Origin of the sequence: Cyclobacterium xiamenense, assembly GCF_009467825.1 — a bacterium.
Classification (GTDB): Bacteria; Bacteroidota; Bacteroidia; order Cytophagales; family Cyclobacteriaceae; genus Cyclobacterium; species Cyclobacterium xiamenense.
The window spans coordinates 1-25,868 of record NZ_WIOK01000012.1 but is presented as its reverse complement, the minus strand read 5'-3'; the positions used below and the strand labels follow the sequence as shown (position 1 = coordinate 25,868).

Sequence of the window (25,868 nt, the reverse complement as noted above, 5' to 3'; positions counted from 1 at the left end):
TGCCAGGCCTTAAATAAGGAAGGAAGCGATGCTTCCACGACCATTTTCTGCTAGAAATCGATACAAAAGGGTCCAACAGGCACGTTACCGAACCGCGTGTATGCGCCAAAAAAAATCCCCTTCGGCGCAATAGCGGAGGGGATTTTCATTCGTACCGGTTAAAAACCGGCAAAAGCGTACGTTCGTTACAGATGTGCTATCAATTTACCTCCAGGGTTTCGATGACCTCCGGAAGCTCCTGCTGTACCTGTACCACCTTGGGAATCACATCCGTTCCGACCGAATCCGAGATACCCAAAGGACTATCCAGGGGAATAAAGGGGGCAATAACGATCGACACGATGGATGTAAGTTTGATCAGGATATTCATGGAGGGACCGGAGGTATCCTTGAACGGATCGCCCACCGTGTCTCCAGTTACCGATGCCTTGTGCGGTTCAGAACCCTTGTAGTACATTTCTCCATTTATTTCCACACCTTTTTCAAAGGATTTTTTCGCATTATCCCAGGCACCGCCGGCATTGTTTTGAAAGATACCCATCAAAACTCCCGAGACGGTCACACCGGCCAACATGCCACCCAATACTTCGTGACCGAATAGAAAGCCTACAATAATGGGCGAAACCAGGGCAATGGCGCCGGGTGCGACCATTTCCCGAATCGACGCCTTGGTGGAAATTTCCACGCATTTTTCGTAATCCGGTTTGGTTTTGAATTCCATGATTCCGGGCATCTCTTTAAACTGCCGTCGCACCTCATTGACCATGTCCATGGCGGCACGTCCCACCGCTGCGATCGCAAGCGAGGAAAAAATAAAGGGGATCATGGCGCCCACGAATAGGCCGGACAACACGTCTGCCTTGTAAATGTCTATGGTGGAAATGCCGGATATGCCCACATACGCCGCAAATAGGGCTAGTGCGGTAAGGGCAGCAGAAGCGATCGCGAAACCTTTTCCTGTGGCAGCCGTGGTATTGCCTACCGCATCCAAAATATCCGTTCGTTCCCGAACTTCTTTTGGAAGACCCGACATTTCGGCGATCCCGCCTGCATTGTCAGCGATTGGGCCAAATGCATCAATTGCAAGTTGCATGGCCGTGGTAGCCATCATCCCCGCTGCTGCAATGGCTACCCCATAAAGACCTGCGGCCATATAGGAGGTGAAAATCCCTCCAGCCAATACCAGAATGGGTAAGACCGTCGATTGCATCCCAACTGCCAGACCTCCGATGATATTTGTCGCATGTCCGGTAGAAGACTGACGGATGATGGAGTTAACCGGACCTTTGCCCATGGCTGTGTAGTGTTCGGTAATGATACTCATAAGTGCTCCTACAATCAGACCGATGAACACGGCACCGAAAACTCCCATCTTGGTAAACGGAATGGAGTTCAGACGAGACATGACCAGATCGCCTTCGGGAAGCATGTACTGAATCACAAAAAACGAAGCCGCCACGGTGAGTAGAATCGAAATCCAATTACCCCGGTTTAGCGCCGCCTGCACGTTGCCTGTTTCGGAGTTTATTTTCACAAAAAAGGTACCTATAATAGAGAATACCAATCCCAATCCGGCGATAACCAAGGGTAGCAAAATTGGTGCAATACCGCCAAAATTATCGTCACTGACGATCTCCCTTCCCAAAACCATGGAGGCAAGAATCGTAGCCACGTAGGACCCGAAAAGATCGGCACCCATACCCGCTACATCGCCCACATTATCACCGACATTATCTGCGATCGTGGCCGGGTTGCGAACGTCGTCTTCCGGAATACCCGCTTCCACTTTCCCTACCAGGTCCGCCCCCACATCGGCGGCTTTGGTATAGATTCCTCCCCCAACGCGCGCAAATAGTGCGATGGATTCAGCTCCCAACGAAAAGCCCGCCAATACTTCCAGGGCCGTTTCCATTTCGTGACCGTTGACGCCTCCTCCTGCTGAAAGTACAAACATGTTGTAAAAGACGATGAATAAACCACCCATCCCTAACACGGCAAGACCTGCCACACCGAGTCCCATAACGGTTCCTCCGGTAAACGAAACGTTCAGCGCCTTGGCCAGGCTGGTCTTGGCGGCTTCGGTGGTTCGCACGTTGGACTTGGTAGCAATCTTCATTCCCAGGTAGCCCGCAAATGCAGAAAGTACTGCTCCTATTATAAAGGAAACAGCGATAACGGGGCTGGAGTTGTCCAAAAGGGTCCCGGACCAGCCCAAAATGATGGCGGCAATTATAACAAAATAAATCATTACCTTCCATTCGGCCTTCAAAAACGACATTGCGCCGTCGGCAATGTATCCGGCCAGCTCGACCATGTTCTTTTCACCGGTAGGTTGTCTGGTCACCCAGGCAGATTTTATGGCCATTACCACTAGCCCAACAATACCCAAAAAAGGGACCAAATAGAGAAATAATTGTTCCATATCAGCTATTAAAGAAATCTATGTTTTTTTTAATTTCGACAAAGATATTATTATTCCTAATCCTTTCAAGAAAGAATTGGTAAAAGATGGCAGGGACCGCTTCAAACCTGCTGTTCACCCTGTTTTTTAGCTACTTTTCTTGTTTATTTCCGGAATTCAGCCAAATCACCTTGGGTTTCTACCAGTATGAGTGGGTATTTGGTGAAAAAACCGTACTCTTCTCTATTCAAGGGAAATTTTAACCGTTTAAGGTATATGATTTGGGTTTTGTGAAAAAATAGTGCCTAATTTGAAAGACACCCCCTTGCTCTGCTATGAAAAATCGCCGCCAAAAAATGGCTTTCCTCCTGGTAATTTTTATTCAAACAGGTCTGTTCTCCCTAAGCATCCCTTCGGGAAACGCCCAATCCCAGGACACATTGAAAAGAAAAGCGTATTTGAACAACCTTCGCGAACAAAACCGTCCGCACCCCCTACCCCATGAACGGGCAAGAAACGTATTTGCCTCCTTTGAAAGGCTCAGTTTTACAGACAGTACCTGGGATGCCTGGCAACAACGCACGGGAGAGCTCCCTCCTGATTTTTCCACGCTGCCGGATATCCCCTTTCTCCCCGAACTTCTGGTCGACTACGAATCAGGGCAGCCGTTCCGCATTACCTCCCTGTCCCAGTGGGAGCAAAAACGGGAAAAAATAGCCCGGCAGGTAAAGGAGTTGCTTTCCGGTACCTTTCCAGATCCTCCCAGAAACCTGACCGCAGAAATTACCGAAGAACACATGGAAGGCCGCATCCGGGTACAGACCGTGGTACTCAAATTTGGCGATCACCCAAAGGCTAGGCTGACCCTGGAAGTCTTTCTGCCTCCCGGACCCGGGCCCCACCCTGTTTTAATGAGTCAATGGAACCACAGAGGCTGGGTGCAGATTGCCGTGAGAAGAGGGTACCTGGGCGTTATTTATGCTGGGGCAGACGTATTTGATGAGTCCATCCATTACCAGGAGGTGTACCCGGAATACGATTGGTCGGCACTGATGACCCGCGCCTGGGCAGCCCAGCGGGCAGTCGACTATCTCTATACCGTACCCCAGGTGGATCGAGAAAAAATCGCGTTGACGGGGCATTCCCGAAACGCAAAACTATCCTTGTTCGCGGCGGCTTTTGACCCACGAATCAGGGCCGTCATCAGCAGCAGCGGGGGCACCGGTGGGGAGATCCCCTACCGCTTTACCGATGAACGGCATGCGAACGAATCCATTGACTACCTCAATTCCATCCGTCCGCAGTGGTTCCACCCGCGGCTGCGTTTTTTCAACGGACGCGAGCACAAACTGCCCATTGACCAAAACTCCCTGATGGCCCTCATTGCCCCCAATTCTTTATTGCTTAGCTCTTCCATCCGGGAAGCCGGCGGCGGCGATCCCTGGGCTATTGAGCAAACCTATGTTTCCCTGAAAGAACTCTACACCTTTCTTGGTGTCCCCGAAAACGTAAGCCTGCGCTTTCGGGACGGAAAACATGCCGTCGCCGCACGGGATATCGAAAGTTACGTCGACTGGCTGGATATCCAGTTTGGCAGATCAGATAAGACCTGGGAAAACCAGCGGTACTATGCCTATGATTTTGATGCATGGAAACAAGACAAAAATCCAGCCGATACCGTGCCGGACAGCCCCCTTCAAATAGAATCGCTTGTGAACGAAAGTTCAGGCGCGGCGGGCACACCCTTGGAGGATTGGCAGGGAGAGGTAAGAAAATGGACCCAGTGGACCTTGGGCCGGGAGCCGGAAGGGCTGAACGCCTCCCCCATCAAGGCGCTAAGTACCAATGCGGACTACATGGACCTATTGCTCAACCGTCCGAAAGTAGCCAATGGAAAACGACAAAACATCGCACCCTACAATGCACTGGGCGACTACCAACACGGCGCCTTGTACCTGCCCCTAACGAAACCGGAAGCTACCGGAAAGGCCATTCCTGTCGTGATTTACCTGCATAAGTACGTTAATACCGGGTTTGATGAGGCGATGAACCCGTTTATCCGGGAATGCCTGGACAAGGGAATGGCCGTATTTACCATGGACTTGCTCGGATACGGCAGCCGCATCGAGGAAGGTGCTTCCTTTTACGAGCGGTATCCCCATTGGTCCAAAATGGGCAAAATGGTCAAAGACACACGGGACGCCATACAGGCACTCCAGCAAGTGGAAGGGCTGGATGCCAACCGAGTCTTTCTCGCGGGATATGCCCTGGGCGGAACGGTTGCCTTGTTTACAGCCGCTCTGGATGATCGAGTAGCTGGTGTTGCGGTGGCATCTGCCTTTACGTCTTTACGCAGCGCCGATGCCTCCATGGAGGGCATCAAAGCGTATTCACACCTGTATGGTCTCGTTCCGAATTGGGTTTTTTTTGCCGATCGCCCTTCGGCTATCCCGGTAGATTTTCCCGAAATCCTGTCGGCCATTCTTCCCCGACCCCTACTCGTCATCAGCCCGGAACAGGACCGCCATGCTAGCCTGCATGACATTAGCCAAACCATGGAAATGCTGGAATTGCTGGCAAAAAAACGAGGGCTTCCGATGGAATCGTCTCAGTATGTTCCCCCCGGATTTAACCGTTTTGGAACCGCCTCCCAGCAGCACCTGATCGGGTGGATTCACGAGAAAAGCCAATCAACCAATGACTAATATGAACTTCCGTACCCCATCGATTTGCCTTCTGATTACAGGCCTCTTTTGCCTTGCATTCACCCTTCCCGGTAATTGCCGGCAATCCGGCACCCCTCCGACCGAAGGCCTCTCCCTGGCTGTTTTTGATGTGGATGCCACGCCTCCGGTAGGGAGTCTGCTTGCCTACGATCCCATGGAAAAGAGCGACGACCTGGGCCTGCGTGCCAGAGGAATCGTACTGATGGGGAGTGGTTTACCCATCGTCCTGTGCGCAGTAGATTGGATAGGAATCGGAAACGAGAGCCAGGATGCCTTCAAAGCAAGGCTCGCAAGGGCTGCATCTACCCTCCCCTCACGCGTGGCGGTTCATACGGTGCATCAACACGATGCCCCGATCAGCGATTGGGGAGCCGAGAACCTTCTGGTATCTGCAGGACTGGATGCCAACGCATTTGATAGTTCCTTTGACCGGGTTCTTTTGGACAGACTGGACGACGCCATCGAAAAAGGCCTAAAAACTGCCCAGCCCCTGACCCATATCGGTACTGGCAAAGCGACCGTTGAACGGGTCGCTTCCAATCGCCGCATCAAAGGACCGGATGGGAAGATACAGTACTCGCGAACCTCTTCCACCAAAGATCCAAAAATCAGGGATTTTCCGGAGGGACTTATTGACCCGGAGGTATCGTTGGTTAGTTTTTGGAACGAAGAGCAGCCGCTGGCGGTACTCAGTTACTACGCTGTGCATCCACAGAGTTATTACCTGACACGGATCGCCAATCCGGATTTCCCCGGAATTGCGCGGTACCTGAGGCAGCTAGCCGTTCCGGAGGCCCTCCACGTACACTTCAACGGAGCCGGGGCAAACGTAACCGCTGGCAAGTACAATGACGGTGCAAAAATAAATCGAAAGCTATTGGCCGAACGATTGGCGGCAGGTATGGAACAGGCCTGGAAAACCACCGTTAAAACAGCCATTGAACCCACTTCGGTCCATTGGGCGCACGAGGACGTGTTGCTTCCAGCCAACGAAAACGTCCCGAAAATTGCCCGGGAGATGTACCAACAAAATGCCCGATGGCTTACCAATAACATGCAAAAACTGGCCTGGTACCACCGACAGCAACGAGGCAAGAAAATTTCGGTTAGCCGCCTTTCCCTGGGCAATGCCCGGATCCTGCACCTTCCTGGAGAACTCTTTGTGGAATACCAATTGGCGGCAAAAGCAGAGCGGCCGGATCGTTTTGTGGCCCTGGCTGCCTACGGCGATTACGGTCCTTTCTACATCGGTACGGCAGCGGCCTATGCGGAAGACGGATACGAGATCAATGTCAGCCCGGTAACCGCGGCAGCCGAACCGATTTTGATGAAAGCCATCCGAAAATTGCTGCAGGATCCTCCGGCCGACTATGGACAAAACAACCCTTACGTGCTACAAAACGAAACAGCCCGGCCGATCACAACCCTGGACGAATGGGAAGAAAAAAAACGCAGCTGGGAAAACAACCGCGCGGCAATTATGGGCACCCTTCCCTCCAGAAAAGGCCTTGGGATACCTACCCTCACCTACCTGGATACCCTGAAGGACGAAACCTTCAACCGCTACCAGGTATCTTTCCCCTCGGACGATCGCAACCAGGTCACGGCCTACCTGTACGTTCCTCACGAAAGCAGCCGCCGGCCGGCCATGCTGGCGCTTCACAGCACCGGTGAACTGGGTAAAAAGATCGTGGACGGACAGGGGCCACTCGCCAATCGGGCCGTAGCCAGGGAACTGGCCGAGCGGGGATATGTGGTCATGGCACCCGATTACCCAAGCTTCGGGGAGCAAACGGATCACGATTTCAGCACGGATGGATTTCCTTCCGGCACGCTCCTGGGTGTATGGAATCACCTGCGTTGCGTGGATGTCTTGAGTCAGATGCCGGAAGTGGATCCAGACCGAATTGGAGTCATTGGTCATTCGTTGGGTGGCCACAATGCACTTTTCGCCGCCGCCCATGACGAACGGATTCAGGCGGTAGTCAGCAGTTGCGGCTGGACTCCCTTTGCCTATTATGACATTGGGGAGGCTGGTACAGAACGATATGGTGGCAAGCTTGGGCCCTGGGCGCAAGAACGGTACATGCCCGCCATAAAAAAACTACTCCCGGATGCCAATCTGCCCTTTGATTTTACAGACATTATTGCCTCAATTGCTCCGCGCCCGGTGTTTACCAACGCGCCACTAAGAGACAGTAACTTCGATGTAGAAGGCGTAAAATCTGGTATGAAAGCGGTTCAGCCGGTGTATTCCTGGCTCGGGTTTCCGGAACGCCTTATGGTCCGCTATCCCGATGCAGAACATGATTTTCCTCCCGGCGTACGGAAGGAAGCGTATGCGTTTTTGGACGATTATTTTGGTTTTGTCCCGACTAGAAGGCTGGCTTTTGAGTAACCGATCCACGTTATTTTCCGCTTGCATAAAATGTTACGTTGTCTGCTTATTTGATCTGAAAATAATTTTATTTTTTGCATTTATATAGGATATTGTAGTCACTACGAACACACGAACCGAATTCATGACACGATCAACCATTCCCCTTTTGACATTGCTGCTAGCGTTTGGTGCATGCGAGGACAGCAAGTACGCAGGACCGCTCAGCCCCGATGCTTCCATGGCTACCTTTGCGATTCACGAAGATTTTGAGGTGCAACTATTCGCCGCAGAGCCGCATATCAACGATCCGGTGGACCTGGTGTTTGATGAATACGGCGTCGCCTATGCGGTGGAAATGCCGGATTACCCCTACAAACCGGAACCAGGAAAGGGGCAGGGGGTGATCAAAAAACTGATGGACACCGATGGTGACGGACGCATCGATGCCTCTACGGTATTTGCGGAAGGGATTGCCGATGCGACCAGCCTGATGCCCTGGAAGGGCGGGTTATTGGTAACCGCAGCGCCCCATATCTATTACATGAAGGATCTGGATGGGGATGGAAAAGCAGACCAGAAAGAGTCGATCTTTTCCGGCTTTTTTGAGAACAACTCCGAAGCACAGATTACCAACCTGCGCCTGGGAATTGATAATTGGATCTATGCGGCAAACAACGGGCAGCGAAGTGAGGTGACCTATACCGAAAACCCAGATGCCGAGCCTTTAAACCTTCAAGGAGCCGATTTTCGCTTTCGCCTGGATACAGAAAAATTTGAAAAGGAGAGTGGCACCGCCCAGTTTGGGATGACGTTCGATGATTGGGGCAATAAGTTCTTTACCCAAAACACCCTGCACGTACAACAGGCGGCCATTCCCCGAAGGTACCTGGAGCGTCACGGGCACCTGTCCAGCATGTCTGTCAACCAAAACATCTCCGACCATGATTTTGAAATGTTTCAAATGACACCACCGCCCTACTGGAGAGCCGAGCGGACGGACCGGCGAAACAAGCAATATCAGGAACAGCAATTGGACCGGGTGGAACATGCGGAAGATTATTTCACCGGAGCTTCCGGAGGGACGGTATACAATGGAGGGGCCTTTCCTGAAGGATTTTATGGCAATTTGTTCACAGGAGACGTGGCTGGAAACCTCGTCCACCGGGATGTGTTGGTGGCAGATGCACATGCACCTACGCAGATCGCCCGGCGAGCAGGTGAAGAGTCAGATCGGGAATTTATCGCTTCTACCGACCCTTGGTTCCGTCCGGCGGGGTTCACCGTGGGCCCGGACGGCTATTTATACCTTGTGGATTTTTACCGGCAACACATTGAAACGCCCGTCTCTATTCCGGATGACCTGAAAGAAGAAATGGATTTTATGAACGGAGCGGACAAAGGGAGGATTTACCGCATTTTGCCAAAAAGTGCCGCTGCCACACCAGCCAATTCCATTGATTTTTCGTCCATGGATGCCAAAACACTGGTGGCACAGTTGGCCCACCAAAACGGCTGGTGGAGAAGTACGGCACAGCGCCAGATTTTGGAAGAACCAAAGCAGGAATATATCCCTTTTCTGGAAGAGCTGGCGGCCGGAGAACAGCCCCAATCCAGGGTTCTAGCCCTGTATTTACTACAAACCATGAATGCCCTGGAGCAGCATATGGTAGAAAGTGCTTTGAAAAGCGACCATCCGGGACTGGTAAAAAACGCACTAATCCTGGCCGAGGACTATCCAGAGCTGCAAGGGGCAATTGCCGCAAAAACCACCGACCCCTCCCAAATGGTAGCCTTGCAAGCTATTTTAAGTCTGGGAAATCAGGAGGATGCATTTGTTCGGGAAAACCTCGCGGCCTCGCTTGTGGAAAAAGGCCAAAACAAATGGTTTCGCACCGCCATTTTGAGTTCAAACGCCGGTTCCGGACCCGAAATCTTAGCCATTCTGGATAAAGAGCACGCTTTTTTTGAGAATTCCGAAAGTTGGAAAAAAGACTATATCAATGAAGTAGCGCATATCCTTGGGGCAAAAGGCGAAGAGGAATCCATCAAATCGTACATGGACCTGCTTGCATCCTTACCGGATACCGTGCAAGACGAGTGGCAGGGAGTGGCATTGGCGGGGTTGCAAAAAGGGCTGGAAAAGTCCGCCTCCCGGCATTCCGATACCCTTTCTTCCCTTAAAACCCAATTGGAATCCGCTTCAAACACCTCCGATCTTCCATTGAAAGACCTGGTTGCACTTCTCTGAAAAACGCTTTACATGACACGAAGAAAGCTTATCACCTACCTGTTTGGATCGACAGGACTTGTTTACCTGCTTGCACAATGTGCACCAAAAAAGAAGGAATACAGCTTGGAAGACATCACCGACTGCGCCGACCTGACGGGGCTTGATCCGGCGGAACTGGAAAAAAGAAAAAGCCTGGGATACGAATCGATTACACCCATCTCGGACAATCGATGCGATAATTGCCAACTTTACCTCCCCCCGACAGTCGAAAGAAAATGCGGTGGCTGCCAACTTTTCAAAGGGCCGGTAGAAGCGGGTGCCTATTGCACCTATTGGGCACCGAGAGTGGCATAGCGCTAATGGATTGACTTCGGAAACTAATTAATTGGCAAACAAATTGCTTTTCAGGTTTGTTCTAAGCATAAAACGCGAAACCATGGACAATTCCCTCACCCCTGTAGCCATCGTGACCGGCTTTCTATTGATATATGTGGTCGCGGTCGCAGTCAATCTCAATACCGCCATTATTCTACTGATGTTTTCCCTCTCTCCGGTCCTGATGATCTGGATGGTCATTCGGGTATTGAAAGCAGTCTTTGAGCCTGCGCATACCTTTGAGGAAAAATGGTACGAAGACCAATAGGGGTCGTTCCACAAAAAAAGTTGCGAAATGGTAATTTGCCGGTAAATGCCTATCTTTAATTCCACATTATGAATGGGCATTTTCTTTACCTACCATGAAGCAACTTATCGTACTCATCGATTTTTCCCCGTATACCCCCAACCTCTTACGGTTGGCATTTGAGTGGAAAAAAACGTACGGATTTTCACTCACTTTTGTTTACAAAGTAGCTGGGCTGGCTCCCACCCTTTCTAACGCCCCCGGCAAAGAAGAAATCATTGATTTTGAGAAAAAGGAAGCAAAAACCAAATTTTCGGAACAAGCTACAAAGCTGGGTGTCTCCGAAGATGAGGCTTCCTTCCTGGCAATAAGTGACCCACTAATTCGGTTTTTACAGGAAAAAACGAGCCCGGAAGATTTACTTCTCCTGGGATTGAAAGGTACCGGTTTCCTGAAAAAACTGCTTGTGGGCAGCACTGCTACCGATATTATCAATCGGCTTGATCGGCTTATTATCGCTTTGCCGAAGTCAATCGAGCAAACCATTCCAAAAAAACTGGTCCTGGCCTGTCATGTGAAGTACCCCTTTAACGAGCAAGCCTTATCGCTTTTGCTGCAAACCATCGGAAGTACCCTTACGGAAATCGAACTGCTGACCATCCTCTCCGATCCGTCGGAAAGGCAGGCAACCGAAGAATACTTAAACGATCTTCAGAAAAAACTAGGCGCTGACTACTCCTGTTCAATTTCGTTGTATGAACACGTGGATGCCTTTGATACAATCAAAAACAGGTTGCGGGGTTTTCCTGACGATTATATTGTGCTTCAAAAGGGGTCACGGACCTTAAACGACCAACTTTTCCGGAAATTTTTTATCAGCGATTTGGTACACGAAGGGGAGACCCCCCTGATGGTACTCCCCTGCGAAGAACCCTAAGCGTTTAATGCGGATTAACCATGCCCGGGGGCACCTTGAAAACAGGCCTTCTCAGATGCCAGCCCTTAGGATGGCCTTAAAACTCCTAAGTGTTGTATGCGCATCAATAAGCAGACACTCCAATCCGGCGATTTCTGCAAAATCTTCCAGAATTTCAACGGGCAGGTTTTGGCTGAAGCAGGTATGGTGGGCACCTCCTGCCAAAATCCAGGCTGCACAAGCTGTTTTAAAATCCGGAAGCGGCAGCCACATGGTTCGTGCCACCGGAAGCTTTGGTAGCTCGTGGGGAGGTTGAATTGCACGAACCTCGTTTACGAGCAAACGATAGGAATTCCCGAGGTCGACCAGTGATGCATTCAGGGCATTTCCTTCGCCGGCGGTAAATACCAGCCGGACCGGATCTGCTTTTCCTCCGATACCCAATGGATGGATTTCGCACCGGATCGGGCCTTCCGCCAGGCACTCGTCCACTTCCAGCATGTGCGCACCAAGGACCAGACCTCCCTGCTCTTGGAAATCGTAGGTATAATCCTCCATAAATGCGTTGCCTCCGGGCAGGCCCGTACCCATCACCTTCATGGCACGTACCAGTGCCATGGTTTTCCAATCACCCTCTCCGGCATAGCCGTAACCCATTCGCATGAGGCGCTGCACCGCAATTCCGGGAAGTTGGTGCATCCCGTACAGGTCTTCGAAGGTATTGGTAAAGCCCTTGTACGCACCTTCCTGCAAAAAATGGTGCAGTCCCAACTCAATACGTGCCGCTTCTACTAGAGAAGAACGCTGTGCTCCCCCCATTTTCAGCTTTTCATCCAAAATATACTTAGATTCGTATTCCTCGACCAGTTGGTCTACCGCCTGCTGCTGAATTTGATCAATTTGCTGTACCAAATCTCCCACGGCATGGGTGTTCACCGAAAACCCAAACTGCATTTCGGCACCAACCTTATCTCCTTCGGTGACGGCCACCTGACGCATATTGTCGCCAAACCGAACAAATTTCGCCCCCTGCCAATCGTGCCATCCAGCGGCTGCCCGGCTCCAAAAGTCAATTTCCTTATGCACCTGAGGATCCTTCCAGTGCCCGACTACTACCTTTCTTCGGACCTTCATTCGGGTGCAGATGTGTCCAAATTCCCGGTCTCCATGTGCACTTTGATTGAGGTTCATGTAGTCCATGTCAATGGTAGCCCAGGGGATTGATTCCCGGTATTGGGTATGCAAGTGAAGCAGGGGTTTTTGAAAGGTTTTCAATCCATTAATCCACATTTTTGCCGGAGAAAACGTATGCATCCAGGCAATCACCCCGATGCAGGAAGCATCGCTATTGGCCTCCTGAAAGACCCTGGTAATTTCTTCTGTCCGGGTGACTATTGGTCGGTACTCCACAGAAACCGACAGGGCTTCGGAATCATTCAAATACCTGGCTACCGTTTGGGCATGATCGGCTACTTCGGCAAGTACCTCCGGGCCATACAAATGTTGGCTACCGGTAACCAACCATATTTTTAGGGCGTTTAACTGCATCATCGCTGTACTTGGGATTTCTTAAATGTCATAATTACACCTAAATTTGAAAACAAAAAAATAGAATAAAAAATAATTGCTAACTTTCTCCCGAAAGCCAGAAAAACCCCGACGGCAAGTCTACTAAAAATGGGAGCCCGTTTGCCAGGCTTCCCGTAGCAAACGGGCCGGTTTCTTCTGAGCCTGCTGCTGAAGGACAGCAGTTTTTTTTACAATAGAACGAAGACTATGAGTACGTACAAAGAGCTAAAAAGGGCTTGCTTTGAGGCGAATATGGCCTTACCCAAATTAAACCTGGTGGTATATACCTTTGGTAACGTCAGCCAGGCAGATGCCGACGCCGGCGTTTTTGCCATCAAGCCCAGCGGTATTCCGTACGAAGAACTTACAGCCGAAGACATGGTGGTGGTTGATTTTGAGAACCAGGTGGTCGAGGGAAAAATGCGCCCCTCTTCCGACACACGTACGCATGGATTTTTGTACCAGCGATGGAAGGGAATTGGCGGGATATGCCATACCCACTCCACCTATGCCGTTTCCTGGGCCCAGGCCCTGCGGGATATCCCCATTTTTGGTACCACCCACGCCGACCACAACACCCGGGCTATTCCTTGTGCACCACCCATGGCCGACGACCTGATCGCCGGCGATTACGAATACATGACCGGACAGCAAATTCTGGATTGCTTTCAAGACAAGCAGTTGTCCTACCAGGAAGTAGAAATGGTTTTGATTGGAAACCACGGTCCGTTTACCTGGGGAAAAGACGCCCAAAAAGCCGTGTACAACAGCCGGGTGTTGGAAGAAATTGCCCGCATGGCCTACCTGACCCTGCAGATTAATCCCGATGCACGCCCATTAAAAGCCTCACTGATACAAAAGCATTACGACCGAAAACACGGAGCAGGCGCCTATTATGGGCAAGAAGGCTGCTGACCGGGTACAGCACAAAAAACCTCCGGAACAACGTTCCGGAGGTTTGAACACTTAAAAAAACCACCAACCTTTAATTAAAACTCATTGATTGCTCTTGCGAGCAATTGAATTTAATTTATCTGCCAATAAATACATGACAGGTACTATTACTAACGTTAAAAAGGTCGCAAAGGTTAGGCCGAATATCACCGTCCATGCCATCGGCCCCCAAAAATCTGCATTATCCCCCCCAATGTAAAACTTGGGATCAAAGGAGGAGAGCAATCCGTAGAAATCAATGTTCATCCCCAGCGCCAGTGGGATCAATCCCAGCACCGTAGTGATGGCGGTAAGCAGTACCGGACGTAAACGAATCTTCCCTCCCTGAATGATGCTATCCAGCAATTCTTCTTTGGAAAGGAACCCATCCTCCGGCACATTCAATTCCTGTCTCCTTCGTTCCCGCACCAGGTTGGTGTAATCGATGAGTACGATGGCATTGTTTACCACCACCCCCGCCAGGGAGATAATCCCGATGCCGGTCATGATAATCACAAAGTTCATGTTAAATGCTACCAAGCCCAAGAATACGCCGATGGTACTAAAAACCACCGAAGCCATGATAATGAAGGGCGTGGTAACCGAATTAAACTGAGCAACGATGATAAGAAAGATCAAAGAGATGGAAATAGCCAGTGCCCGGGTAAGAAATTCCGCAGATTTGGCCTGCTCCTCCTGCTCTCCGGTAAAACTCACATCGATGCTCTCCGGAATCTCAATATCCTGAATGAGCCGCTTGATTTCGTTATTGATTTCAGTAGCATTGTACCCGTCGTTTACGTTGGAAAATAAGGTAATCACCCGCTCCAGGTCTTTTCGTTTCACCGAACCATAGGTAGAGCTGTATTCCAGACTCGCTACGGAAGAAATAGGAATTTCCTTTTGATTGCCAAACTTATCCCGGAAACTGATTTTCTTGTTGAGCAGCGCACCGATATCGTATCGGTATTCGTCTGCCAGACGAAGTTGTATGGGGTAATCGTCTTCTCCTTCCTTGAATTTGGACACTTCCAGGCCAAAGAGCGCAGTCCGGAGCTCGTTGGCGATGGTGGACGTAGACAAGCCAAACCTACGGGCCTTTTCCCGGTCAATATCCAGTATCAACTCCGGGTTTCCCGTTTCCAAATCGGTCTTCAGTTCCTCAATCCCCTCGATTCCCGATTCGTTGATCTGCTCCCGCATCTGATTGACGAAGGCGATCAACTGGTCAAAATTCTCCCCACTGACCTCAATATTGATTGGTTTTCCTACCGGCGGCCCGTTACGCTGTTTATCCACGGTCAGCAATACCCCGGGATAACCTTCAGCGAGTTTCCGAATTTTCTCCATGACCTCGTTGGTATTAACACCGTTTCTAAATTGGTATTCAACAAAGCCGATGGTAATTTTTGCCTTATGGGGTGTAGAGGCCTGACTCGGGCCTTCCAAGGGATCTCCGGTACCCTCTCCTATTTGCGTAATGACCGACTCAATGATGTCCTCGTACGGTTCCAGAACCTCAAACAGGTCATTTTCCATTTTATTCACAAAGTCATTGGTAGCTTCGATATCCGTGCCAATGGGTTTTTCCATGTAAATACTGACAAGGGAGGGCTGATTGTCCGGGAAGAATAGAATTTTAGGCGCCCGAACCCCTAGCAATACCAACGATATTATCAGCAACAGAACCGTGCCGCCAAAAAACAAATAGGGCCCTTTTCCCTTCAACGCAAAATGCAACGTTTTTTCGTACAGGTTTTCGAGCTTCACCAAAAAGGAATTTTGAAACCAACGTATGGCCTTTCGGAGTGCGAAAACGTTAAACAAAGTCAGCAATGCACCCAAAAATAACAGGTTTCCAAGGGCGATCCAGCCAGCGAAGAAGCAGACAATGGCCACAAACGTAAGGACTGCTGCTACGATCACCGGTTTCTTTACCGGTTTGTTTTGGTCCACGTCCTGTATCTTCATGTACAGGGCAGTAAGCACAGGATTGATCACCAGGGCAACAAAAAGGGAGGAAGATAATACGATGATCAGCGTTATCGGCAGGTACTTCATAAACTCCCCGATGATATCGTCCCAGAAAGCTAGGGGAAGGAAAGCGGCCAGCGTGGTGGCCGTGGAAGTAATGATGGGCCAGGCTACTTCTCCCACCCCTTCTTTGGCCGCACGGACGGCGGATTTGCCTTCCTGCATGAGGCGATAGATATTCTCCACCACTACGATCCCGTTATCGACCAACATTCCCAATGCCAGGATCAGGGAAAACAACACCATTAAGTTTAGGGTCACCCCCAGGGAGTTTAGCACCAGGAACGAAATAAACATGGATAAGGGGATAGCGATCCCCACAAACAGCGCATTTCTGAATCCGAGAAAAAACATGAGTACCAACACCACGAGGATCACTCCGGAAATGATGCTATTCTCCAAATTATCCACTTGCGACCGGGTAGCCTTGGACTGATCATTGGTAATCGTCACTTCCAGATCTTCCGGGAAACGGTTGATCTTTACTTCTTCGATCAGCGCTTTGATTTTATCGGATGCATCCAACAGGTTTTCTCCACTTCTCTTGACCACGTTGATGGTAACGACCGGAAGTTTGTTGCTTCGGGCGTAGCTTTCCCGCTCTTTGTACGTATCGCTCACGGATGCCACATCCCGCAGGTATACGATCTTTTCATTTTCCGTTTTTACGATGACGTTTTCAAGCTGCATGGGATCGGTAAACTCTCCCGCTATCCGCAAGGTTCTGCGGTAATCCCCGGAAAGGATATTCCCTCCGGAAATGGTCACGTTCTCATCCGCCACCGCACCAGAAATGTCCGAAAAGGTCACTCCGTGCGATTCCATTTTGTACAAATCGGCATCAATGCGAATTTCCCGTTCGATGGTTCCACTCAGGTCGGCACTGGAAATTTCCGAAAGCTTCTCGATCTCATCTTCCAGAAACTCCCCGTATTTTTTGAGTTCCTGTTCCGTGTAGTTTCCAGAAATATTGACGTTCATGATGGGGAATTCCGAGGTATTGATTTCCAAAACATCGGGGTCCCGGTCCAGATCGGAAGGCAGCTCGCTTTTGGCTTTGTCCACGGCATCCTTCACGTCCTGAAGGGCTTTAGAAATATCCACGTTGGGATTGAACTCCACCACGATGGACGAAAAATCCTGTATGGAAGTAGAGCTCACGTCCTTCAGGTTATTGATGGATTTGAGTTCTTTCTCAATGGGTCGGGTAATCAAATTTTCCATGTCCACCGGAGAGTTTCCGGGATAGGCCGTTCCCACGTAGACGGTCGGTATGACGATCTCCGGAAAACTTTCCTTCGGCATGGTGCGGTAGGCAAAAATGCCCAAAAATGTGATGATTAGCGTCAGGATGACCACACTCGTCCGGTTGTCTACCGAAAGCGAGGATATCCCAAACTCTCTGATCACGCCTTTTTTTGAATTTTCTTCTATAGCCATAAATGCGTTAGGATGCGATGTTTACACTAAAATTATCTCCAACTTCCCTGAAGCCTTTGTCAACGAGGGTTTCGGAACCATTCAATCCTTCCAGAATCTCGGTTTTCCCCTCATAGGTCATGCCACGCTCCACGTACCGCTTACGCGCCATACCCTCTTCTACCACGAACACATAACTTCCCTTGTTGTCTTGCAAAATCAAGTAAGTAGGTACCGTCACAGCGTCCGTATTCTGGTAATCCTGTATATTGAGCACCGACAGCATGTTGGGTTTTACATTTTCCATTTTTGGCAAAAATACTTCCACTTTAAAGGTCCGGTTGTTGGGGTCAATTATCCTGCCGATTGCGGTTACTTTCGTATCCAAGGACTTGTCAATGGAAGGAAAGTGAATACTTACAGAATCTCCCTTGTCCAGGATGCCCACGTACCGTTCCGATATATCTCCTTCGATAAACAGGTCGTCCTCTCCTACCATGTTGACGATGGGCGTCCCCGGTTGAACCAGCTCGCCTACACGTACCAGCAATTCCTCAACGGTGCCATCAAATGGTGCCCTTACGGTGGTACGATCCTTTTGCAGCTGCAGGGAAGAAAGGTTTTTTTCAAGCGTCTTCTTCCGGTTTTTTGCCTCCAGGTATTGCATTTCTGTCCCAATCTGCTGATTCCACAAGCGCTCCTGCTTTTCAAACATGGTTCTGGCCAACTCCAATTGGGTCTCAATCTCCTCCAGGTTTCGTTCGACAGACTCTGCATTTATTTTCGCAATCACCTGTCCTTTTCGGATGGACATTCCCTCCCGGGTGACCACCTCTTCGATACGTCCGGAAACTTCGGCACTGATGTTGACATTTTTCTTCGAAAGGACCGAGCCGGTTACTTCCACGTAATGCTCAAAATTTCCCTTTTCGGGTTGGAGGGTCGTGATCAATACCGATTTCCGCTGGTTTTTCCGGAATTCGGGGTCCAGTTGGGAAAGTTCGGTTTCCAGTTCCTCAATTTTTACCTTCAGCGCTGCGGCCTCCGATTTATACGCATCCAGCTGCTCCTTCTTTTCGGTTAGCTCGTCCTTAGGCGCCGAACAGGAAACTACCCCGATGATCAGGGCCAGGCTTAAAAACTTAATTGTATTTTTCATAAAGGTATGGTATTCGTTTCTTTAGTTTAAAATTCCCAATGCTTTTTCCAAATCAACCTTCGCAATGAAGGCATCGTATAAGGCAGAAAAATAATTGGTCTCGGCTTCCTTCAGCGCGGAATCCGCCTCGACTACTTCCAGGTTTGAGCCTACGCCCTCCTGGTATTTTATTTTGGCCATATCGTATACCTCCAGTGCCAGATCCCGGTTTTCGCGTTGCACTTCCAGAGACTTTAGGCTATTTACCAGGTTCTGACGGGCTTGGTATTTTTCTACGACGATATTCTGGAGCAGCGACTCCTTCTGCACCTCTAACTGCCGCAGTTGTACCCGGTTCTGCTGAATTTTGTATTTCTTGGTAAAACCATCAAAGATGGGGATCTGTAGGGTTACCCCCAGGACGGAACCGGTAAACCATTCGCCGGACCAAAGCCCAGGAAAATTACCACCGAAAGAGTTTCGTTGGTAGGTAAAATTTGCATCGAGGCGCGGCATGTATTGAATCTGGTTGTTTTTGAGGTCCAGGGTGGCCAACTCGTAATTGGTATTGATCTGGTCGATTTCTATCCGGCGCTCTCCTTCTTCCAAAAGCAATCGCTCAGCATCGAGCAGGGCTTCCATAGCCAAAATGGTGTCTACAAGGTTGATTTCCTGGTCTTGGGGTAGCCCCATCTGAAATTTCAGCAAGCGCAAACTGATGCGACTTGCCGTCTCAGCCTTGTCCAGTTCCGTTTGAATGTTGTTGTGCTGCACCCGGATTCGGGTAACGTCGATCTTCTCTGCAAAACCCTCTTCGTACAAGATTTCCGTCTCTTTCAACAGGGTATCGATTCGGCTTAAATTTGCCCGAACCAACGCTTCGCGTTCCCGACTGACCAATACCGAATAGTAGGCTTTCTTGACATTTTCGATCACCTCCAGTTCGGTATATTTCCGGTCGACCTCTGCCAGCTGCCGGTAGGTTTTGGCTGCCTTCAGACCGATAAAATACGAGCCATTAAAAATCATCTGCGAAACCGTTGCCGTCAACCCCGCGGTATATTCCGGGGAAAACTGCACGCCAATAAATTCTCCCTCGGGCGCTTCGGGGTCGAAAATGATCGCCGGAAACGGAGTAACCGGAACGACCAGATTTTTCGTGGCATTGAGATTTGCATTGATTTGGGGAAGCCCTTCTGCGGTACGTTCTCCCACGAGGCCCCTTGCTGCTTCTATTTCCAGCCGGGCATTTCTGGCCTCCACGTTGTTTTCCAGGGCATAGGCGACACTTTCTTCCAGTGTGAACGGCACTTGTTGGGCGTGCACCAGCGTGCTGCTTCCAACCACCCAAACAAAAACGAATAAAATTACCGGTTTAAACTTCATAAAATTAAGATTCCTGTGTTTGTAGTTTTTTGTAATAGGTATTTCTTCCCTGATCGGTAAGTATTCCATGTATAAAATGGTCCAATAGCTGCAGGTGGTAATCCAGCAACGTGTATTTTTCCTGGGGTAAATTTCCGGAGATAAAACTAGTAATCTGATTCAATCGCATGAATGCCAAAATTTCTGAATTGATTTCGCTCCTGAAATCCCCCGATTGTTTACCCTCTTCCAAAATCTGCACAATCCCTTTCCAGGCATGCTCCCGTTTGAATTCCTCCAGCTTTTTCCAGCATTTGGGGTAAAACCGCTGCACATCGTGCAGCAACAAAGGGTTCATTTTGGAAAAACGCTCCCGCAGGTACCGGGTCATCTGCAAAAGGTGATCAATCACCCCCTCTTCCGACTCCATCATTTCATAAAACGCACACTCGTCCGCTTCAAGCGCTGCATCGAAAGCAGCCGTTACCAGATCTTCTTTACTTGCAAATTCCTCATAAATGGTTTTCTTAGACATGCCTGCCTGCCGGGCAATTTCATCCATGGTGACGGCACGTACACCAAAGACAAAAAATTGCTCCAAAGCTACCTGAATTATTTTCTCTCTTGTTTCCAACTATTCTTCTATAAACTTCCTGCCAAAAAACTCTGGAAACTTTCGAAAGGTTCAAAGTTTCCGTGAAATTAACTATTTTTTTTAATAAAGAAGAAAAAGCTACATTTTTCGCATCAAAACCCCGTTTCTATCTGTCCGAATTCATCGATAGATACCCGGAGAATGATCGTATTCTTTCAAATAATCGGAGCAACGGTACCGGCCAATGCCATTCCCTTGTCCGATAATGAACGTATTACGGAAAAAATATCCGATTGCGAACAGGTACGCGCGCAGCAGAGCGGTTTGTGATGACGATAGGCGGTAATTTTCCAAAGCAATTTTGTACCTTTGCTGCTTCATTTTACCATCACATTCTCTATGACTATTTTCTTTTTTCAATCGCCGGAAAAAACGGTATACGCCCTGGAAAGCGGGCAGGCCATGGATTCAAACACCCTACAAAAACTAAGCTGGCTCTTCGGCGGGGCGGAGTTTCTGGAAAAAGACCGCATTCCAGGGAAATTTTTTGGGCCGAGAAAAGAAATGATCACTCCCTGGTCTACCAATGCGGTGGAAATCTGCCAAAACATGGGCATTAGCGGTATCCGAAGGATCGAAGCATTCGTGCCCTGGTCTGAAGACCTCGCCCTGGACCCCATGTTGCAACGCCTCTATCCCGAGCTGGATCAAGCGCTATTCTTCGTTGAAAAGACGCCCGATCCGATCCTTTCGATCGACGATATTAACGCTTACAATGCGCAGGAAGGGCTGGCCCTCAACGCCGAGGAAGTGGCCTACCTGCAGGGAGTGAGCGAATCCCTGGGTAGACCCCTGACCGATAGCGAAGTATTTGGCTTTAGCCAGGTGAATTCCGAGCATTGCCGACACAAAATTTTTAACGGCACCTTCGTCATTGACGGGGAAGAAAAACCCCTTTCCCTTTTTCAGTGGATCAAAAAGACCTCACAAGCCAATTCAAATGGAATTGTCTCTGCCTATAAAGACAACGTAGCCTTTGTCAAAGGTCCAAAAGCCCTCCAATTTGCTCCGGTAAATCAAGAAAAAGCGGACTTTTTTGCGATCCGGGAGATTGAAACCGTGCTCTCCCTAAAGGCAGAGACCCATAACTTTCCCACCACAGTAGAACCGTTTAATGGCGCAGCGACGGGTTCCGGAGGAGAGATACGGGACCGGATGGCAGGAGGTACCGCCTCCATTCCGCTGGCCGGCACCGCCGTGTACATGACCTCCTATCCGCGAACAGCTCCCGACCGAACCTGGGAAGCCGGGCTGCAAGAACGAAACTGGCTGTACCAAAGCCCGCTGGATATCCTAATCAAAGCCTCCAACGGAGCAAGTGATTTCGGTAACAAATTTGGGCAACCGCTGATTTGCGGGAGTTTGGTAACCTTCGAGCATCAGGAACACGACCGAACCTGGGGGTTTGATAAAGTCATCATGCTGGCCGGAGGCGTGGGTTTTACCCGGGCACCCTACAGCCTGAAGAAACAAGCCAGCAAAGGGAACAGCATCGTATTGATGGGGGGTGACAATTACCGTATCGGCATGGGAGGCAGTGCGGTATCCTCGCTGAATACGGGGGAACTTACGCATGCGCTGGAGCTGAATGCCGTGCAGCGATCCAATCCGGAAATGCAAAAACGAGTGGCGAATGTCATCCGCGCCATGGCCGAAAGCGAGGACAATCCCATCCTTTCCATTCACGACCACGGAGCGGGAGGGCACCTGAATTGCCTTTCCGAATTGGTGGAAGAAACCGGAGGCACCATCCATCTGGAAAAATTACCTTTGGGTGATCCCACCCTATCGGCCAAGGAAATTATCGGCAACGAGTCTCAGGAACGAATGGGACTGGTACTGGAAAAATCGCAGTTGGAAACCATCAAAAAGATAGCGGCACGCGAACGAGCCCCTTTCTACGAAATCGGAGAAACCACCGGAGATTTTCATTTTCGGTTTGAAAACAGCGAAACGGGCGAAAAACCTATTGACTGGAGCTTGCAGCACATGTTTGGATCCTCTCCAAAAACCGTCCTGGAAGACCAACGTTCCGACCTTTCTTTTGCGAATCCCGAATACAGCCAGCGGGAGCTAGGCGAATACCTGCATCAGGTTTTGCAGTTGGAAGCAGTGGCCTGCAAAGATTGGCTGACCAATAAAGTGGACCGTTCTGTCACCGGACGAGTGGCCTGCCAGCAAACTACCGGGCCTTTGCAACTGCCGCTAAATAACGTGGCTGTGATGGCCATGGACTACAGCGGAGCCAAGGGTATAGCCACCTCCCTCGGCCATGCACCTGTAGCGGCCTTATCCAGTCCGGAGAAAGGCTCCCGGCTGGCGATCGCCGAGGCGTTGACCAACTTGATATGGGCACCACTAACAGAGGGGCTAAAGGGCGTGTCCTTGAGCGCGAATTGGATGTGGCCGGCAAAAAACCCCGGTGAGAATGACCGCTTGTACCGAGCGGTAGAAGCGTGTAGCCAGTTTGCCATCGATCTGGGGATCAATATCCCTACCGGGAAGGACTCCCTTTCCATGACCCAAAAATACCCGGACGGGAAGACCGTGCTGGCACCCGGAACGGTCATCATCTCTACGGTTGGGGAATGCGCCGACATCAACCGCATCGTATTTCCCACACTGAAACCAATAGTCGGCAGTGGCCTGCTGTACCTGGACTTTTCCAAAGACGAGGCAAGATTGGGAGGAAGCGCCTTTGCCCAAATCCGTCAACGCATCGGTGCCGATGCGCCAGATGTGATCGATGCGACCTATTTCGTTCGTGCGTTTGCAGCGGTTCAACAACTGATCCGGGAGGATATGGTTCTGGCCGGTCACGATATTTCTTCGGGTGGGTTGATCACTAGCCTGCTGGAAATGTGCTTCCCTAATGAGAATTCCGGCTTGCAGGTGCATGTGGAAAACCTGAAAGAAAAAGACCCGGTAAAGGCCCTGTTTTCGGAAAATCCGGGATTGGTTATTCAGGTCCAAAACCCGGATAGTGTAAGCGCCCGCCTGAAAGCGGAAGGAATTGACGCCATTTCCATTGCCAGCATTGCTTCCGACGGCGCGTTGCGCATTCCAGCGCTGGATCTCGATTGGAACGTAGCGGAGCTTCGGGATACCTGGTACCGCTCTTCCTACCTGTTGGACCGGCAACAGTCTGGCGAACAATTAGCCAAGGAGCGGTACGAGCACTACAAAAATCAACCCTTGGCATACACCTTTCCGGCAGCCTGGCAAGGCACCTACCAATCGCTGCATCTAAATCCGGCACGAAAAAATGCCACCGGTACCCGAGCGGCAATCATTCGGGAAAAAGGGGTCAACGGGGATCGGGAAATGGCCTATGCCCTGTGGCTTGCTGGTTTTGACGTCAAAGACATTCACATGACCGATCTGATTTCGGGGAGAGAAACCCTTGCGGACGTAAACATGATCGTTTTTGTAGGTGGTTTCTCCAATTCCGATGTATTGGGATCAGCGAAAGGATGGGCTGGTGCCTTTCTTTACAATGAAACAGCCAAACAGGCCCTGGACCGATTTTACGCAAGGGAGGATACCTTGAGCCTGGGCGTCTGCAACGGATGTCAGTTGATGGTGGAACTGGGGCTGGTCAACCCAGAACATGCGCAAAAAACCAAAATGTTGCACAACGAAAGTCATAAATTCGAATCGGCATTCGTCAACGTGACCATACCCGAAAACAATTCGGTGATGTTGCACTCCCTTTCCGGGCTGCGACTGGGTGTATGGGTAGCGCATGGAGAGGGCAAGTTCCATCTACCGATGGATGCCTCGGATTATCACAGTTGCATGCACTATTCCTACACGAGCTATCCCGGTAACCCCAACGGTTCGGACCGTGCGGTGGCCGGTTTGGCCTCCAAAGATGGCAGGCACCTGGCCATCATGCCCCATATTGAGCGCTCCCTTGCTCCCTGGAACTGGCCCTATTTCCCGGAGGGCGATCGACAGCAGGAGGTAACTCCCTGGATTCAAGCCTTTATCAACGCAAAGAACTGGGTGGACGCTCAGAAAGGGTAGGTACGTGGTAGAAATATACGGGGAGTACTCAAGAGAGTAATTATTTTATTCGTTAAATTTTACTCGAATAAACCTTGGCCTGTAGAAATCCGGGGAAATCTTTACGTCTTCAAAAAAGTCAAAGGAATTGATGTTATAGCTAATGACCAGCTCCCCAGGTTTCGATAGGCTTGGATGTGCTTTTGCATTGTAGCTTATAAGCTGGCTTCCAGCACGAATGTCATCGGAAGTGTCCCAAACTGTGATGATTGGGCCAAATGGTCCTTCCGGTGATAGGGACAACCGCAGACCTACCGTGGGCGCGATACCGTCTTTCTGGAAAACTAAGGCATACCTTCCATCCTCAAGAGAGGTTACACTCAATTCATTAGATGCACGATCGGCGATGACAGCTGCTTTCTTGAAATCATCCTGCCATGCCATACCATCCCAAAACCTCCATCTATGAAATACTTCTATGTCCCTGGGTTTCACTCGTGCTACCATTACTTCCTTTTTCGCACCCTTGACGCCGTAAATGTAAACATAGCCGTCTGGACGCAGCGCTCCCGCTTCTTTTGTATTGACCAAAATACCTGCTCCAAAGGACCCGGTACTTTCTGCCGTCCCCTCGAAGTAAAATGGTGTATCCAATTGACGATGGTCTGCAAAGGGAGGCTTACTTCCGGAGGGAATAACGATCAATGCGTTCCCTACTTCTTTGAAATTAAAAGCATCCGTCCCGGTGGTTATAATGCGGTAACCGAACAGATAGGTATCGTAGTTCTTTTCCTGATTCGTAAAACCATCACCTAGCCAGTAATATTGTCCATGAATGGCATTCGGTGTACGGGGCACGAACAGTGACTGTGGAGCACCCTGAATGTCTGTCGCCCAATGAAAGGAGATGGACGTAGTATCCTCCCACACCGCCTCCATCCATGCGGCAGAATTATTGATCATGACAAACGGGCTGTCAAGCTTTCCATCAGTAATTTGTCCGATAAGGCTATCGCTAAACAAAACCAATACGCTACCTACGGTATCGAAACGGGTTTGTTCGACACCGTTTAGCGGGATTGTAAAAACACCATCACCGCCAAACCAACCAGTTGTTCGTTGAAACAAATTTGTATAATCCGGCGCCTCTGTCACGGAAAATCGGAGTTCCTCAAGTGAGGTAGTTATTGGTTGTATACCAATTTCCCGTTTTGTAAAACAGGAACCTAGAAGTGCTAAAAGCAACACAAATAAAACCAACGCTACCTGGCACTCAACTTTTCTATCTTGTTGCATCCTGGATATTCTTTCGTTTTGTTTTTTTTCTCAGTTCCCACAGCACGTCTTTGATTCCCCTTTCCTTTGGTAACCAACTAGTTGATCACGATTTCGTCTACCATGAGCCAGGCTTTGCTGCCGGCGGCACCGTGCCATGCGGGCATGCGCTCGACGGGTTTGGCCAGTAGCTTGAG

At 49.9% G+C, this 25,868-nt stretch carries 15 protein-coding genes; 8 read left to right on the top strand and 7 right to left on the bottom strand.

What is annotated here, in order from left to right; translation table 11 throughout:
* Positions 1–199: 199 nt before the first annotated feature.
* Entirely contained in the window at positions 200–2,422 is a 2,223-nt protein-coding gene (locus GCU44_RS10905) for a sodium-translocating pyrophosphatase (protein WP_154856431.1), read from the bottom strand.
* A 335-nt stretch (positions 2,423–2,757) separates the two neighbouring features.
* On the opposite strand from GCU44_RS10905, the gene GCU44_RS10900 reads away from it, so the two are divergent.
* The 6 genes from GCU44_RS10900 to GCU44_RS10875 all read left to right on the top strand — a co-directional run bounded on the left by GCU44_RS10900 (position 2,758) and on the right by GCU44_RS10875 (position 11,296).
* Complete coding sequence (locus GCU44_RS10900; RefSeq protein ID WP_154856430.1) at positions 2,758–5,106, top strand: alpha/beta fold hydrolase; 2,349 nt, start codon at positions 2,758–2,760, stop codon at positions 5,104–5,106.
* Positions 5,099–7,525, top strand: a complete 2,427-nt coding sequence (locus tag GCU44_RS10895) for an alpha/beta hydrolase family protein (RefSeq protein ID WP_241684909.1) — start codon at positions 5,099–5,101, stop codon at positions 7,523–7,525. The genes GCU44_RS10900 and GCU44_RS10895 overlap by 8 nt, the downstream gene beginning before the upstream one ends.
* A 124-nt stretch (positions 7,526–7,649) precedes the next feature.
* Positions 7,650–9,755, top strand: a complete 2,106-nt coding sequence (locus tag GCU44_RS10890) for a PVC-type heme-binding CxxCH protein (RefSeq protein ID WP_154856429.1) — start codon at positions 7,650–7,652, stop codon at positions 9,753–9,755.
* A gap of 12 nt (positions 9,756–9,767) precedes the next feature.
* On the top strand, positions 9,768–10,091 hold the full coding sequence (locus GCU44_RS10885; RefSeq protein WP_154856428.1) for a high-potential iron-sulfur protein: 324 nt from the start codon (positions 9,768–9,770) through the stop codon (positions 10,089–10,091).
* An 82-nt stretch (positions 10,092–10,173) separates the two neighbouring features.
* Positions 10,174–10,380, top strand: coding sequence for a hypothetical protein (locus GCU44_RS10880; RefSeq protein ID WP_092178238.1), 207 nt, complete (start codon positions 10,174–10,176; stop codon positions 10,378–10,380).
* A 94-nt stretch (positions 10,381–10,474) separates the two neighbouring features.
* Complete coding sequence (locus GCU44_RS10875) at positions 10,475–11,296, top strand: universal stress protein (RefSeq protein ID WP_154856427.1); 822 nt, start codon at positions 10,475–10,477, stop codon at positions 11,294–11,296.
* A 51-nt stretch (positions 11,297–11,347) separates the two neighbouring features.
* On the opposite strand, the gene araA is transcribed toward GCU44_RS10875, so the two are convergent.
* Entirely contained in the window at positions 11,348–12,826 is a 1,479-nt protein-coding gene (gene araA, locus GCU44_RS10870; RefSeq protein WP_154856426.1) for an L-arabinose isomerase, read from the bottom strand.
* Between the two features lie 225 nt (positions 12,827–13,051).
* On the opposite strand from araA, the gene GCU44_RS10865 reads away from it, so the two are divergent.
* Positions 13,052–13,759 carry an L-ribulose-5-phosphate 4-epimerase gene (locus GCU44_RS10865; RefSeq protein WP_154856425.1) on the top strand — a complete coding sequence of 236 codons (708 nt, stop codon included), beginning with the start codon at positions 13,052–13,054 and terminating at the stop codon, positions 13,757–13,759.
* An 81-nt stretch (positions 13,760–13,840) separates the two neighbouring features.
* Here GCU44_RS10865 and GCU44_RS10860 read toward each other — a convergent pair whose 3' ends face one another.
* The 4 genes from GCU44_RS10860 to GCU44_RS10845 are packed head-to-tail and all read right to left on the bottom strand — an operon-like array spanning position 13,841 to position 20,367.
* Complete coding sequence (locus tag GCU44_RS10860) at positions 13,841–17,251, bottom strand: efflux RND transporter permease subunit (RefSeq protein ID WP_154856424.1); 3,411 nt, start codon at positions 17,249–17,251, stop codon at positions 13,841–13,843.
* Positions 17,252–17,258: 7 nt separating this feature from the next.
* A complete protein-coding gene (locus GCU44_RS10855) occupies positions 17,259–18,389 on the bottom strand; it encodes an efflux RND transporter periplasmic adaptor subunit (protein ID WP_154856423.1) in 1,131 nt (376 codons plus the stop codon).
* Positions 18,390–18,410: 21 nt separating this feature from the next.
* On the bottom strand, positions 18,411–19,754 hold the full coding sequence (locus tag GCU44_RS10850) for a TolC family protein (protein ID WP_092178249.1): 1,344 nt from the start codon (positions 19,752–19,754) through the stop codon (positions 18,411–18,413).
* Positions 19,755–19,758: 4 nt separating this feature from the next.
* On the bottom strand, positions 19,759–20,367 hold the full coding sequence (locus GCU44_RS10845; protein ID WP_154856422.1) for a TetR/AcrR family transcriptional regulator: 609 nt from the start codon (positions 20,365–20,367) through the stop codon (positions 19,759–19,761).
* A 360-nt stretch (positions 20,368–20,727) separates the two neighbouring features.
* On the opposite strand from GCU44_RS10845, the gene purL reads away from it, so the two are divergent.
* On the top strand, positions 20,728–24,417 hold the full coding sequence (gene purL, locus GCU44_RS10840; RefSeq protein WP_154856421.1) for a phosphoribosylformylglycinamidine synthase: 3,690 nt from the start codon (positions 20,728–20,730) through the stop codon (positions 24,415–24,417).
* Positions 24,418–24,462: 45 nt separating this feature from the next.
* On the opposite strand, the gene GCU44_RS10835 is transcribed toward purL, so the two are convergent.
* Positions 24,463–25,692, bottom strand: a complete 1,230-nt coding sequence (locus GCU44_RS10835) for a DUF4185 domain-containing protein (protein ID WP_154856420.1) — start codon at positions 25,690–25,692, stop codon at positions 24,463–24,465.
* Positions 25,693–25,868: the final 176 nt, after the last annotated feature.